This window comes from Bacillus sp. V2I10 (genome assembly GCF_030817055.1).
In the GTDB taxonomy this organism is placed as follows: Bacteria; Bacillota; Bacilli; order Bacillales; family Bacillaceae; genus Bacillus_P.
The window spans coordinates 1,137,921-1,152,157 of sequence record NZ_JAUSYV010000001.1 but is presented as its reverse complement, the minus strand read 5'-3'; the positions used below and the strand labels follow the sequence as shown (position 1 = coordinate 1,152,157).

The following is a 14,237-nucleotide window of genomic DNA, read 5'->3' as shown; positions in this document are numbered from 1 at the left end:
TAAATTCTCTGCGGAATCATTAATCGTTGTGATAGACAAATCCACTTCCTTAATCATGCGTTTCATTTCAGAAACCATAGTGTTGAAGTTTTCAGCAAGCGTTCCAACTTCATCCCTATTCGAAACGTTCACTTTGAGAGTTAAATCTCCCGCCGCTACTGCTTTTGCACTTTCTCCTATACGGACGATAGGATGTACAATTGATCTTGAGACGAAATATCCAATTACAACAGCAATAAAAAGTGCTGCAAGTGTAATCAGCGTACTTGTTAAAGAAACTGTATTGGCCGTTTCCATCAGGTCATCATATTTATAAACCGCACCAACCTTCCAGTTCAATCCGTTAATTGTCTCAAAATAAAGCATTCTGTCTTCAGATTCAAAAACGTATTCTACTAACCCTTTCTTATTTTCCATCACAGAGTTCATAAAATCTAACTTAGATAAGTCTTTTCCCTGTTCTTTCGGATGAGACAATGCGATCCCTTTTTGATCAATTAAGAAGGAATATCCGCTATAACCAACTGTTACGCTGTTCACTATGTCATTGATCGCATCTAACGACAAATCAAAGGCAATGACACCTACTACTTCATTATTTTTCACAATTGCTTTTGCACCAGTCACAATATATGTGCCCTTTACAGCATCTTCATAAGGTTCAGTCCATACTACCTTATCCGGGCTTTCTTTAGCCAGAGTATACCAGGGTCTTGTTGTAGGATCAAAATCCTCAGGAAGTTCGACCGAAGGCTGAATGAACAGCGATTTTTTTTCGCTTCCTGCATAAATTAAGCTTACCTGCTTGTTCGTCTCGAGAAAGGTTTGAAACTGCTGTGATACATCTGCTTCATTTCCTTCTTCACTTAACAATCTGACTAGCTGATTATCTTTTCCAAACCTGATGAGGCTCTTCTCATAATCACTCAGACTTAATTCAATATTGCTTTTCAGCTGCTGAATAATGCCTGTACCATTTCTTTTTGCATCTTCGTGCATTTCCGATTGCAGATAAAAATATGAGAAAATCTGTACGGCAGAAAGCGCTGCGATGATGATGACAGCCAAAAACAAAGTAATTTTAACTTGAAGCTTTTTGAACATTTTTATTTCCCCCACTAGTTTCTGTATATAGGGGTTATATCGTCAATTCAGTTCTAAATATTAGGCTGCACAGAAAAAAGAAAGTCGGTTAAGCCTCTGGCAGATGCTGGATCATGATAGACACAGCTTCTGTTAAATCCTGCTGAGAAAAACTTGGTACATTCCCTATTTCCAGACCCAGCTCATGTGATGCAGGAAGGTGAATAAATCCTGCCGGAATGTCCCGATCTGCTTTTTTAAAGTAGTGCAAAGTCTGATACATAATATAATTGCACAAGTAGGTTCCGGCAGTGTTGGATATTTCTGCAGGCAGCCCTTTTTCCTGCATCACATTTACAAATGTTCGGATAGGCAGTGTGCTGAAATAGGCATCTGGTCCATCGGACTGTATCCATTCATCCTGTTTAATAACTCCCGCATTATCTTTTTCGCCATCAGCACAATTAATGGCCACTCTTTCAGGAGTAATTTTGTATCTTCCTGCTGCAAGCCCAAGCAGCAATACGGCGTCAGGCTTTTCCTCCTCAATATGAACATGGCATTGCTCCCATGTTTTTGAAAATTGAACAGGCAGTACTTTTCCGCAGACTTCAAATTGACCAATCGATTGTCCATGCAAATGCTTCACAATTTCAGCTGTTGGGTTAATTGTATAATGCAAAAACGGTTCAAATCCTGTTAACAATACCTTTTTCATTCTTTTCTCTCCTTATTTAGTCACTCGAATGAAATTATTATATCAGAAAATTCAGTTTATATAATGGTGCAGATTAAATGCTGCCCGAATAAATAAAAAAGCAAATGCGGATTATGGCCCGCATTTGCTTTTCATGAAGATTATTTAGACACAACTGTAAAACGCTCATTCTTATGTTTTGGATTTTCGATTTCATCTACAACAGCAATGGCATAATCTGCATAGCTGATATAACTTTCACCATGTGAATTCGTTAATAAATGGTCTTTCCCTGAATGGTATGTGCCTGTTTTTGAACCCTGCGGATCAAAGTTTGCTGAAGGACTGATATATGTCCATTTTACTGTTTCTTCTTTTTGAAGTTCATCCAGATTGATTCCCATATTTTTTGCAGTAGGGAAATAGGCTGCTGGAAAATTCGGATCATCCATTACACGTGTTGTTTTTTCTTCATCTAAATATAAACTACCAGCTCCTCCAACAACAACTAATTTCGTATTAGTGTTGTTATCCAAGGCCTGAATGAGCACTCTTCCGGCATCAACATGAAGATGTTCTTTTCCAGGAGCAGCATTAACCGCATTAACCACTACATCAAAAGGTTTTAAATCATTGGATGAAAGGTCAAAAAGATCTTTTTCGATTACTTGAACATTTGTGTTTTCTACTTTTGAAGCATCCCTGACGACAGCTGTTACTTCATGGCCTCTTTCTAATGCTTCTTCCATGATAAGGCTGCCTGCTTTCCCAGCGGCTCCAATAATTGCAATTTTCATTATAAATCCCTCCGAATTTTATTTGATTTATTTTTTAAAAACCTGATTCTCACAAATTTATCAGGTTACAAAATAAAGACAGGTTTGCAATTAAAAAAATTCCACATTTCCCTGGCTGTTTATTTGGTTCTCCAAATCTTTTTTGTTAAATGTGTAAATTAAAATTGCCTTAGCAATTGCCATTAAGATCACACTGCAAACCATCTATGGCAAGTAAGTGCTTTTTATCTAATTCCTTATCGATGACTTGTGCCAGTCTTTCTTTGCTTGCCAATCCCTGAATCACTTCGTCCCCAATAATAAATGTAGGAACGGCTGTAATCCGAGCTTCTTCATAAGCATGTCTCAAAGCTTCCTGATGAACCTCTCGATATTTGCGGCTTACTAGAGCGTCTCTGAAGCCTTCCTTAGGCAGGTCAACTTCACCAGCTAATTTTGTTAATACTTCTACATCTTCAATGTTTTGCTCTTCCTGGAAAAATGCAGTGAATACTCTATGGTGAAATTCATTTCCTTTTCCGTGATCCTTTGCAAACAGACATCCCTCAAAAGCTAAATGTGTATATGGATGGGGAGACAGGCGCGGCAAACGCATCTCAACGCCAAGCTGCTCTGAAGCAGGCAAAATAAAGGAGTCCCAGGAACCTAATTTATCTGCTTCTTTCCAAGGATCAATTTTTGGAGCAGGACTCGGACGCAGTTCAAAAGGCATCCATTCTACCTCCACATCCTTTTCCTTAATCATTTCATCCAGAGGTCCCTTCCCTAAAAAACAAAACGGACAAATAAAATCTGAATAAGCTTTAATTTTTAAAGTCACGGCTTAATTCCTCGCTTTTTTAATTTTTTAGTTGTAACCTAATATGTTACAACTAAGGTGAAAAATTAAGCATTCTGAAGAATGCTATACTTTCTTTTCACTTTGTATCTGATCTTGCAGAGTTGTAAACAGCTGGTCCATCGTGATGCTTTCTAATACTTGTTCCATAGCTTCCTGTGCTTGAACCAGAATAAGCTCCAGCACGCTCTGAATATTTGCACCTATTGGACAATCCGGATTTGGCTTTTCATGAAAATGAAACAGCTTATCTTCTTCAACTACTTGAACTGCACGATAAACTTCGAGTAATGTGATGTCATGCAATTCTTTCAGCAAATAAGCTCCACCGGCTCCGCGCCGTACTTCCACAAGTCCTGCCTTTTTCAGATAGGACAATATTTTTCTTATGATCACTGGGTTCGTGTTCACACTGCCAGCCATAAATTCAGAAGTACAATCAGAAGGCGGATTTTGCTTTATTAGAGATAAAATATGAACAGCTATCGTAAATCGGCTGCTTATTTTAATCTTAATCACCTCCGATGTAATCATTATAGTTACAACGAAAATGAATGTCAACAGTTAGTGATTCGTCTGCAAAAACCTCCGCCCATAAGCGGAGGGCGGAGGTTTCCAAACTATACGACTTCTCGTCCCATAGCAGCCTGCAGGATATCAAACCATTGCTCGCGTGTTAATGTTAAATCAAGTGAGCAAATAGCAGACTCGATGCGGCTCATTTTACCTGAACCGACAATCGGCATAATGTTTGCAGGATGACTGATCAGCCATGCATAAAGGACTTCATCAATCCCTTTTGCACCGATTTCGAGAGCGATTCTCTCAAGTATATCACGCAGATTCTTAGCTCTCTCGTCATCAGCAGAGAAAATAGATCCTCCAGCAAGCGGAGACCATGCCATCGGCGCTATTCTTTCTTCTTGGCATAAATCAAGCGTGCCATCTTTAAAGTTCTCAAGATTGTAGGCAGAAAGCTCAATCTGATTCGTAATTAGCGGGAAGTCCAAGTATGATTGAAGCATTTTAAACTGTGAGCGTTTAAAATTCGACACACCAAAATAACGGACTTTGCCTTCATTTTTAAGTTGTGTAAACGCCTCTGCAACTTGTGCTGGATCCATATACGGATCCGGACGGTGTATAAGCAGAACATCTATGTAATCTGTCTGAAAGTTTTCAAGGGACTTATTGACGGAAGCCAAAATATGCTCTTTGCTTGTATCATATGATTTTATTCTGTGTTCAGGGCGATTGTCTGAGACAAGTTTAATGCCGCATTTCGTGACAATCTCCATTTGCTTTCTGAGCTCTGGCTTCAGTGCAAGTGCATCTCCAAATTTTTTTTCACATGTGTAATTTCCGTAAATATCGGCGTGATCAAAAGTTGTAATGCCAGCCTCTAAGCAATCCTCTATTAATTTAAGCACTTCTTCATTTGACATGTTCCAGTCAGAAAGACGCCATAATCCATGAATGATTCTTGAAAATGATAGATCTTCAGTAAGTTGTATTCTCTGCATAATCGTTCTCCTTTCCTTATCATTCTATACTGAGGCGCTCAGGTTTCAAAATGGCAGAATTTGAATCCTGCCAGCTCTTGTCAGCTCGCATGTGCAATTTCTTCATGGGTTAAAAGATAATTTGACCAAAGAATAGCTTCCATACAGCATTCATGAATTTCCTCAGGGGAGAGCGGCAAATCTTCTAAATGCCAATTTGATTTTTCGATTTGAATCGCTCATTTAAAAACCTTGCGAATGTCGTTTTCTTTTCCGCTTAGATCCTCCCGAATTTCATCCGAGAGAGGAAGCTCATATAATACTGCATCTAAATGGCGGTGAAGAAGAGCATCTACAAGAGAGAACATCCCTGTCAGCAAATAAAGCGACGGCTCTTTTCTGCCAGTCTTAATTGACAGCTTCTCGCACAGCTTGGCGCGCATAAGCGATAGGCGGATGACTTCCTCCTGAATTGGATCATTTTTTCCATTCAGGCTTTTAAGGGACAGGATATAAATCCACTTTTTCATTTCATTTAATATAAGAAGGACGATTGCCTGTTTGATCGATTTGATTTTGTTTCTGGGTCTGAATGCCGGTGAATTGATTAGTTTCAATAGCTTATAAGATAGGGAAAGATCCTGTTCAATCTGCTCCCGAAATTCTATCAATATCAGGCTCTGTTTTAGATAACTCATGGAGAATCTGCTGAATATAAACGGGAATGTCATAGCTTGAGAGAACGACCAGCTTACTGAAGAAATAGCCTTGATAATAGTCATAGCCTTCTCTTAGTGCAAGTTTATATTCCTCTTGTGTTTCAACCTTTTCTGCTAAAAAACACACCCCATACTGTTTGTACCGGCTCATGTTCTGCTTTCTTCTATTCTCTTTTGTCTGCAGAAAATCCACCTTGATAATGTCGATATGATTTAATAATTTTGGAAGCAGAAAATAGTTCTGCTGGAGGTTAAAATCATCCAGCGCAATGGTATATCCGAGTTTTTTCATCTCAGCGCAAAGATCTATCAGTTCTTCTGTAATTGGAACATCTTCGAGAATCTCCACTACAATTGAACTTGGATTAAAGTAACTTGGAAGCTTCATTTTCAGCAGGCTTCCTGTGAAATTAATAAAGCATTTTTTTCCCTGCGTTAGCTCATCAAGTCCAATATTAAAAAACTATTTATTATAACGTCAGCTGTTGCTTCATCCCCATCCATAGGAGGAAATGCATTGCTGTTATCTCCATTTCGGTAAAGCAGTTCATAGGCAACACTTTGTCCGTTTCTGTCAAATATCGGCTGCCTGGCTACGAATACCTTCATATCTCCAACCCCTTTTGCCCTATCTCCAATCAGTACATTTGAACTATATCGATTGTACATGATAGAAAGCATGGATTGTGTCGAATTATGTAAACTTGTGATTTTTACAGCTTTAAGTATTTTTCTACAACATAGAAAAGTGTTTTTTCATTTTTCGTAACATAAGCTATTTCAGCTATTTTTTTCAGCACTTCTTTTACAATAGAGGAATCTCCAACCATGGCAGAATGATTCAGGATCTCATAATAGAACTCCAGAGCTTCTTCCTGATGATTTTTCCGATGATGCAAATCTCCGATTAAATGCAGAAATTTAAATTTAAAATCGCTGAAATCACTTAGATAAAATTCCAGGAACGTTTCATAAAGTCTTAGTACTTCATTATCCTGTCCTGCCTCATAAAAGGTAACGGCCAGCTCATACAGCGTATTTAATATTCCTTTTACATCATCTTCTTGTTTGTAAATTTCATGTGCAGATTGAAGATAGGACATCGCGCTGTCAGCATCCAATAAATATCTGCTGAGAATTCCTAAGTTTGTATATGTGCCCGCCAAATTCAGCTGATCGTCTGTGCCTTCGAAAAACAGCAAAGCTTTTGCGTAGGCCGCACTCGCGTTTTCATACTCATTCATTCGTCTGTAGCACAAGCCAAGCACCATGTATACAACACCGGTTTGATAGTAAATGGATGTTTTGCTGCTGATAGCCAGTGCCTGTTTCAAAAAGCGGATCGCAGAATAAAATTCTCCTTTTTTTGCATGTGCAAGACCAAGGTTATTCAGTAAAGATATTTTTTCTACACCTGATGCCTTGAAGGCAATTGAATCGTCATAAGCTTCATTTAAATAAGAAAATGCCTTTGATAACTGATCCTGGTTAATGAGCAAGGTCGTCAAATAATTGCTGGTTCTGAGTCTCTCTTCAGAATATTGCAGGCTGCAGAATAATTCGTAGCTTTTTTCATAAGCTGCAATGGCCTCTTCCATTTGAAGCTTTACCTGCTGCAGAATCCTTCCCTGGCAAAAATAATAGAGAGCAAGATCATTTTGGTTCAATGATTCAAGATTCTTTTCTAAGTCGTTTAAATGCTCAACTGCATCTGCAAAGTCATCATTTATCACTGCAAATTCCAAACTGGAAAGAGCTTTTTTTATATCAAAAGACAGAAGTGATTTATCCTCTTCTTCGAAAAAATCGTGAATATCACATTTCAGTCTTTCGCTGAATTTCAACAGCAGTTTATAAGAAGGCTGGACCATTCCTTTTTCAAGCTGGCTGATGTAGCTGCGGTTCACTATTCCAATTGCCAGCTCGCTCTGAGTCAATTTTTGTTTTTTCCTCAGCTGTCTTAATTTCATTCCAACGGTATTCATACGGCGCCTCCTGATAAAATTTTAATATGTATTGACAAGAAATTGAATAATTGTATATATTTGAATTGTCAGATAATTATAACAAAATGTTACTTATTTTAAAAATGTTAAAGTAAAAGAACTAATGGAGGCTATGAGATGAAAAAATTCAGAAAACATCTTTTATTACTTGCACTTGGTACGGCAATCCTCTTAACTGGATGCTCTAAAGCTGAGCAAAATATCCACACTGCTGACGAAGAATGGCCAAGAATTATTAAAGCCAGCCAATCTAGTTAACAGCTGCTTAAAATATCTTTCTGAAGATACATGGCTTCACTCTATATCTATCTATTAAAACATATTTTCATAGAATTTAACCAAAATATAGTATGACGAAATAGTAAAAGAGCTTTCCCGATTCAGATGGGGAAGCTCTTTTACTATTTCTCTTATTATTGAACTCTTGCAAATCCAAAGCCTGATGCGTAGTCATCGCCTGTTGCCGCACCAATGCCGCCTTTAATATCATACAGCTTTGCACGGCGCTGCAGCTCTGCACGAACTTGAACGTTGCTTTGGCCTTTATTGGAAGACCAGATTTTCGCAGCAAGCCCAGATACGTGAGGAGTCGCCATTGAAGTACCGCTGATCGTGTTGTAACCGCTGTTGATCCAAGTTGATTCAATAGCAGCACCAGGAGCGGAGACTTCAATATCACGCTCTCCAATAATATAATCTCCATCTGTTGCCGAGTTTCCGCGTGAAGAGAAGTTTGCAACACGGTATGTTCCATTTTGCTGAACATTTTCAAGAGCCGCAACTGCAACCGCATTTACTAGAGCGCCAGGATATCCAATAGTATTATTGCCTGATCCTGAGTTTCCGGCTGCTGCTATAACCAAGGCACCTTTGCCATAAGCATAGTCTACTGCACTTGCAATTAAACTATCTTTACTGCTCGATCCAAGAGACATTGAGATGATGACTTTAGAACCAGTCCGTGTTCCTTCATCTGCAGCATGTCTGATTGCAGCTGCAATATCATCTGAGTAGCCAGAACCGCTGTCTGTCAGTACTTTGTATGCCCAAAGCTCAGATTGAGGTGCCACGCCGTAAATTCCCTGTCCATCAGAACCGCCATTTGCAAGTGCCGTTCCTGCAACATGTGTTCCATGTCCATTGCGGTCTGTGCAGGAATTATTTGTATAAGTAGTCCCAACTGTAAAATCTTTGCACTGCTCGGCATTTTGCGACAAATCAATATGGCTTGTCTGAACTCCGGTATCAAGAACAGCAATTTTAATGCCGTCTCCTCCACTAGTTGAAGTCAGCGAGCTGTTATTATAAATGGCTTTAATTCCCCATGGGGTTCTTGTGCTTGGAAGGGCCATTGTCTGAATCGGCTTTCCGGCAGCTACTTTAAAAGTCGGAACTTTTTCAACCTTGATTTTACTGTTCTTCTGCAGTGCTTCTAATTGTTTCTGTGTAACGGTTGTTGTAAATCCATCCTTGCCAAAATCGCGCCGTACCTGATGACTCATCTTTATTTTACCCTTTTCTGCATCAGTTCCCTTGATTACTACACGAATTGATTCCTGTTTCACATCTGTTTTTACCTGTTCATTTGCAAAAGCGGCTGTCCCAAACATTGACAGACTCATTGATAAACTTAATACTGCAGCTCCAAACGCTTTACCGATTTTCATTTCTTTTCCCCTTTCAAAATGTTAGTATTTTATAACTTTTACTCGAAAGCAAATTAAATATATAACACATTAATCATTATCACAATAATCTAAATTTACTAATAACTTTATTGTAAAGCTATGCTAATTGATGCTAGTTTTTAATCCATATCCCACTAATAGCCCGCTCTTTCTTAAAATGATTAAAAAAAAAGCTGTAAAATAAAAAAACCACCTTCGTGAGGTGGTTCATGAATCCTATTCGCATCTGCAATATTCGACTACTGCTTGATCTTTCACTTGTATAATTCATATACGAAAATCCAAGTGAAAGATTAATCGACAATTTAAGACAAAGGATTCATTGATTAATAACGGTATCCAGAGATATATTATTCTTAAGACAGAAATGCGGGGTATATGATGAGGGAAGATCCAGCATTTGCAAAAGGCTGTTTTTACGGAGTTATCCTATCGATTCCAATTTGGATTCTGATTTTTTATATCCTATATAAATTATAAAAAAACACAGGCTCTCCTGTGTTTATTTAAAAGTCTGTTCAAATATTTTATCTTTCACATAAATTTCTTTCTGATCAATCGCATGATCAGAAGCAACGATTAATCCTATTTTTGTGTCGTTTTGATCGCTTACAATGGTAAATGGGATTTTCTCTTTATTTGCAGCTTTGATATATTTAGACAGGGCTCCATAATCTATTGTTCCATTTAAAAAGAGTGCTTTGTTCTTTCTTGTTTCCAATGAGGCAAGCACTTCACTGTATATTTTATTTTGTCTCACTTGTCCAACGGTGAGAGCCACATATATTCTCTCTCTCAATGTGCCGAGGTAAACATTTCTCTCTTCCGGCTTCGTTTCAAAGGTTCCGTATATTCCCTGCTTGATATATAAATCGATCTGATCGTCTGACATGGTGTCATTCTCCTTGTCTAAAGTCCATTACAGGATATAGTCTGTCAGAGCAGAAAGCTGACATGAAATGATACGATTGATTACCATTTAGAATAAGATAAAATCATTTTCATCCACCCGAAGAAGGCTACCCACAATGGAACACTAAGAATGGTTGCCCAGATCATTCCTTTGAAAAAGTTAGTATCTTGCATGAGCAGCTCTCCCTCCGAATCTTCCTTACTATGCATTTTACCCTTCTCTTTGTTTTCTATAACTGCAGAAAAAAAAGTAAACGCTTACATTATATTTAATTCTTTTCTTTCTTATGATATCCTCTAAAACCGTTCATTATTTTTCTGCATTCCCATAGGAGGGCTTTTTTTGTCAAGTTTCACCTGTACTTCTTCGGCAGCATATAGTGTTTAAATCAAAGGCTGTTTTCTCACATCCCTTTCTGCCTGTTTACAAAACAGGCTTAACCGTTCATTAGAAAAGAGCCAGATCAATAGACCGCTAGGAGGAAAAGAATGCCGGCCATTTCAGGGAGAGAATATCTGCAGCGCATGGAAGCATTGAAGCCTAATGTTTGGTTAAAGGGCCAAGCCATTACAGAAGGTCTCATGAGGCATCCCGTTTATAAAGGGGTTATGCAAACAAAAGCATCTCTTTATGATTTGCAGGTCGAAAAGGAGAATATCAGCTTTATGACATTCCCTTCCCCATTTACGCAAAATCGGGTGGGAATGTCCTATCTAGAGCCGAAGACAAAAGAAGATTTACAGAATAGAAGAAAAATGATTGAATACTGGGCGAATGCAACATGCGGGATGATGGGGCGGAGTCCTGACTATATGAACACGGCATTAATGTCATTATCAGCAGCATCTGCCATTGTCGGCGCTCAGGATGAAGAGTTTTCGAACAATCTCCGGAACATGTACGAAACTGCGCTTGAACAGGATTTATCTTTTACACACAGCTTTATTAATCCGCAGGTAAATCGTTCGTCCTATTATTTTGAAACATCCAGGCAGCCGGTCGCAGCAAAAGTGATGAAAAAGACTGCAGATGGACTTGTTATTAAAGGAGCCAGATTGCTTGCAACAGAAGGCGGAATGGCGGATGAAGTGCTGATTTTCCCTTCAGGCGGCAATAATCTGGGTGACGAGTATGCATTTGCCTTCAGCATTCCGGCAAATACGCCGGGACTGAAATTTATCTGCCGCGAACCGTTTCATGCTGGTGAATCTGCTTTTAACTATCCGCTATCCTCACGCTTCGATGAAATGGATACGCTTCTCGTCTTTGAAAATGTTCTGGTTCCATGGGAGCGCGTGTTTTTTTACCATAGACAGGATATTGCCTTTAACTTATTTAACAAAAGCGGGTTTATTTCGCATGCCCTTCATCAAGTTGTTACACGACAGACAGTGAAGCTGCAATTTTTAATCGGACTTTCTCAATTATTGATCAATTCTATGGATGTTTCTGAGTATGAACATATCCAGCTGAAACTGTCTGAAATGATTTTAGGTTTTGAGAGCATGCATGCACTCCTGCTTAAATCAGAAGCAGAGGCCAAGATGGATACCTTCGGAACGATGACTCCAAGCTCTCATCCGTTATACGCAGCCATCAATCTGTTTTCAAAGCTGTACCCTCACTACATCAGTCTTCTGCAGCAGATCGGGGCAGGCGGTTTAATGGTTCTGCCATCAGAGGAGGATTTCACTTCCCCTATCGGCAGGCACGTTGAGCAGTATCTGCAGGGAGCTTCACTTGATGCAAAAGCAAAAACAAAGCTGTTTCGATTAGTATGGGAGCTGACGATGAGCTCTTTTGGCACGAGACAAACTCACTATGAAAGGTACTTTTTTGGAGACCCTATCCGCCTTGCAAAAAATTTATACAGCGGTTATGCACGAGAAAAATACCTGGAAAGAGTCAAAGACTTTTTAGATCAAACGAAAGAAAGACCTCAGGAATGAGATCTTTCTTTTTTTCTAACGCCAACTCTTCCTGAAAAAAAGGTTGCGCCCCCGCCCATATCTGACAGCCTGTCTGGCGTAAGCGAGTTTACAAGCTGTTTTTTTCCGGGTTCATCTGACCATAATCCTTGGCTGACGACTACACCAGGCAATACGTTCTCTCCAACTGAAACTGTCAGCTCACATTCACCCCGAGCGTTCCAAATGACAGCCATATCTCCATTTTCCAAACGAAGCAGTCTGGCATCCTTACCATTCATATGCAGTTTAGGAGCTTTTTCAAGGGATAAATGTTTTTCATTGTTTGAAAACGTGGAGTTTAAAAAGTTATGATTTGGACCTGGGACAAACAGGAAAGGCAAATCGCTTTCTTTGACGAGCGGTGAAAATGTCGGCAAAGGCGGATATCCTGCTTTCTCCATGGCACGTGAGTAAAGCTCTATTTTCCCGCTTGGCGTGTTAAGTCTTCCCGGAAATAGCGGTTTTACATTTGCTTTCACATATTTTTTCTTCTTCAAATCCTGAAAAGTGATTTTATCCAAATACGGATTTTGAGGATTGTTCAGCGCCTGATTAATCATCTCTTCCTCTGAATCTTTAAATGCCTGTTCTGAAAATCCCATGCCTTCTGCTAAAAGCCTAAACACTTCGACGTTTGATTTTGACTCGCCATATGCTTCAACAACCGGCTCCTGCAAGTGAAGATAATGATGCCAGTATGACGTATAAATATCTGTATTCTCAAAGGCTGATGCTGCAGGGAGGACGATATCAGCATAGGCTGCAGTTTCGGTTAAAAACAAATCATGGACCACTAGAAATAAATCATCCCGCTCTAATCCCCTTTTCACTTTGTTTGCCTCTGGAGCGACGACTGCGGGATTGCTTCCGTATACAAACATGGACTTTATCGCTGGATCGGCATTTAAAAGCTCTTCACCAATTAAGTTCATATTGATGATTCTGGTCTGTTTATTCTGGATGAGGTCAGGACGCTGCAGAGCATCTGTATTAAATGCCAAATACCCTGAATTGCCCTTAATAGCGCCTCCTCCTTTATTCAGCCACTGGCCAGTCAGAGCCGGAAGACAGGCAATGGTCCGAATGCACATGCCGCCATTATCATGATGCTGCAGGCCATTGCCGATTCGAATACAGGATGGTGATGTTTGGCCGTACATTCTTGCCAGTTTTAATAGGTCATCTGCTGGAACTCCTGTTATTTCTGAAACTGTATGAGGATCATATTGAACTACATGATTTCTCAGTTCTTCGTGTCCAACTGTGTAGTTTTCAAGGAAATCGCTGTCCGCTAAGTTCTCCTGAAACAAGATATGCATGATTCCAAGAGCGAGGGCACCGTCCGTTCCCGGAAGTATCGGAATAAACCAGTCTGCAAGTCTTCCGGTCTGATTTTTGTGAACATCAATGACGATAATTTTGGCCCCATTTTTACGCGCCTTTTGAGCAAGTGCGACTTGATGCATATTTGTGCTGACCGCATTAATGCCCCACATAATAAACAGTTTAGTATGTACAGTATCCTCAGGATCGATCCCAAAGCTTCCACCCATTGTATACTTGTAACCAGTTGAACCTGCAATTTGGCAAATTGTCTGGTCAAGTCTGCTTGCGCCGAGCTTATGAAAGAAACGGCGATCCATTCCCTCAGCATTCAAATTGCCCATATTTCCATAGAAACTGTATGGAAGAATGCTTTCCGGCCCATCCGTTTTAATTAGTGTTTTCCATTTAGCAGTAATAATTTCAAAGGCTTCGTTCCAGCTGATCCGCTCAAATTGTTTTGAGCCCTTTTTCCCTGTCCTTTTTAAAGGGTATTGGAGCCTCTTCTCATCATAGATACGTTCAGCCATGTGCCGCACTTTATTGCAAATGCTGCCTTTAGTAACGGGATGATCCGGATCTCCTTCCACTTTTATGATTTTGCCGTCTTTCTTATGGACAAGAAGACCGCATTGATCAGGACAATCCAATGAACAAACAGATGGAAAGATACCATCCCGCTTTTCTATATAAGATTGCAT

The 14,237-nt window shown here is 39.6% G+C and carries 14 protein-coding genes and 1 pseudogene; 2 read left to right on the top strand and 13 right to left on the bottom strand.

The window, feature by feature from the left end; all coding sequences use genetic code 11:
• Window positions 1-75: 75 nt before the first annotated feature.
• The 10 genes and pseudogenes from QFZ72_RS29400 to QFZ72_RS05790 all read right to left on the bottom strand — a co-directional run.
• Window positions 76-999: pseudogene (locus tag QFZ72_RS29400) on the bottom strand (cache domain-containing protein); the annotation flags it as partial.
• 193 nt (window positions 1,000-1,192) lie between these two features.
• Window positions 1,193-1,801: a pyroglutamyl-peptidase I gene (locus QFZ72_RS05830; protein WP_307430632.1), complete on the bottom strand. Its 609-nt coding sequence runs from the start codon at window positions 1,799-1,801 to the stop codon at window positions 1,193-1,195.
• A 140-nt stretch (window positions 1,802-1,941) separates the two neighbouring features.
• Window positions 1,942-2,577 carry an NAD(P)-dependent oxidoreductase gene (locus tag QFZ72_RS05825; protein WP_307430628.1) on the bottom strand — a complete coding sequence of 212 codons (636 nt, stop codon included), beginning with the start codon at window positions 2,575-2,577 and terminating at the stop codon, window positions 1,942-1,944.
• A gap of 169 nt (window positions 2,578-2,746) precedes the next feature.
• On the bottom strand, window positions 2,747-3,397 hold the full coding sequence (locus tag QFZ72_RS05820; protein ID WP_307430625.1) for a DsbA family oxidoreductase: 651 nt from the start codon (window positions 3,395-3,397) through the stop codon (window positions 2,747-2,749).
• Window positions 3,398-3,481: 84 nt separating this feature from the next.
• On the bottom strand, window positions 3,482-3,925 hold the full coding sequence (locus QFZ72_RS05815) for an Rrf2 family transcriptional regulator (RefSeq protein ID WP_307439608.1): 444 nt from the start codon (window positions 3,923-3,925) through the stop codon (window positions 3,482-3,484).
• Window positions 3,926-4,035: 110 nt separating this feature from the next.
• Window positions 4,036-4,938 (bottom strand): aldo/keto reductase, encoded by a 903-nt coding sequence (locus QFZ72_RS05810; RefSeq protein ID WP_307430622.1) that lies wholly within the window; start codon window positions 4,936-4,938, stop codon window positions 4,036-4,038.
• Between the two features lie 218 nt (window positions 4,939-5,156).
• The gene (locus QFZ72_RS05805) at window positions 5,157-5,588 is read right to left on the bottom strand and encodes an HDOD domain-containing protein (protein ID WP_307430619.1); all 432 of its coding nucleotides are present in this window, start codon (window positions 5,586-5,588) and stop codon (window positions 5,157-5,159) included.
• On the bottom strand, window positions 5,563-6,024 hold the full coding sequence (locus QFZ72_RS05800) for an EAL domain-containing protein (protein ID WP_307430616.1): 462 nt from the start codon (window positions 6,022-6,024) through the stop codon (window positions 5,563-5,565). The genes QFZ72_RS05805 and QFZ72_RS05800 overlap by 26 nt, the downstream gene beginning before the upstream one ends.
• Before the next feature lie 47 nt (window positions 6,025-6,071).
• Window positions 6,072-6,245 carry a hypothetical protein gene (locus tag QFZ72_RS05795; RefSeq protein WP_307430615.1) on the bottom strand — a complete coding sequence of 58 codons (174 nt, stop codon included), beginning with the start codon at window positions 6,243-6,245 and terminating at the stop codon, window positions 6,072-6,074.
• Between the two features lie 104 nt (window positions 6,246-6,349).
• On the bottom strand, window positions 6,350-7,621 hold the full coding sequence (locus QFZ72_RS05790; RefSeq protein ID WP_307430613.1) for a tetratricopeptide repeat protein: 1,272 nt from the start codon (window positions 7,619-7,621) through the stop codon (window positions 6,350-6,352).
• A 138-nt stretch (window positions 7,622-7,759) separates the two neighbouring features.
• Between QFZ72_RS05790 and QFZ72_RS05785 the strand changes: the two genes are divergently transcribed.
• Window positions 7,760-7,900 carry a lipoprotein gene (locus tag QFZ72_RS05785; RefSeq protein WP_307430609.1) on the top strand — a complete coding sequence of 47 codons (141 nt, stop codon included), beginning with the start codon at window positions 7,760-7,762 and terminating at the stop codon, window positions 7,898-7,900.
• Between the two features lie 155 nt (window positions 7,901-8,055).
• Here QFZ72_RS05785 and QFZ72_RS05780 read toward each other — a convergent pair whose 3' ends face one another.
• On the bottom strand, window positions 8,056-9,309 hold the full coding sequence (locus QFZ72_RS05780; RefSeq protein ID WP_307430606.1) for a S8 family peptidase: 1,254 nt from the start codon (window positions 9,307-9,309) through the stop codon (window positions 8,056-8,058).
• Window positions 9,310-9,832: 523 nt separating this feature from the next.
• A complete protein-coding gene (locus QFZ72_RS05775; RefSeq protein WP_307430605.1) occupies window positions 9,833-10,222 on the bottom strand; it encodes a YueI family protein in 390 nt (129 codons plus the stop codon).
• Between the two features lie 509 nt (window positions 10,223-10,731).
• Between QFZ72_RS05775 and hpaB the strand changes: the two genes are divergently transcribed.
• Window positions 10,732-12,192: a 4-hydroxyphenylacetate 3-monooxygenase, oxygenase component gene (gene hpaB, locus QFZ72_RS05770; protein ID WP_307430602.1), complete on the top strand. Its 1,461-nt coding sequence runs from the start codon at window positions 10,732-10,734 to the stop codon at window positions 12,190-12,192.
• On the opposite strand, the gene QFZ72_RS05765 is transcribed toward hpaB, so the two are convergent.
• On the bottom strand, window positions 12,183-14,237 hold the full coding sequence (locus QFZ72_RS05765; protein WP_307430599.1) for a molybdopterin oxidoreductase family protein: 2,055 nt from the start codon (window positions 14,235-14,237) through the stop codon (window positions 12,183-12,185). The genes hpaB and QFZ72_RS05765 overlap by 10 nt on opposite strands.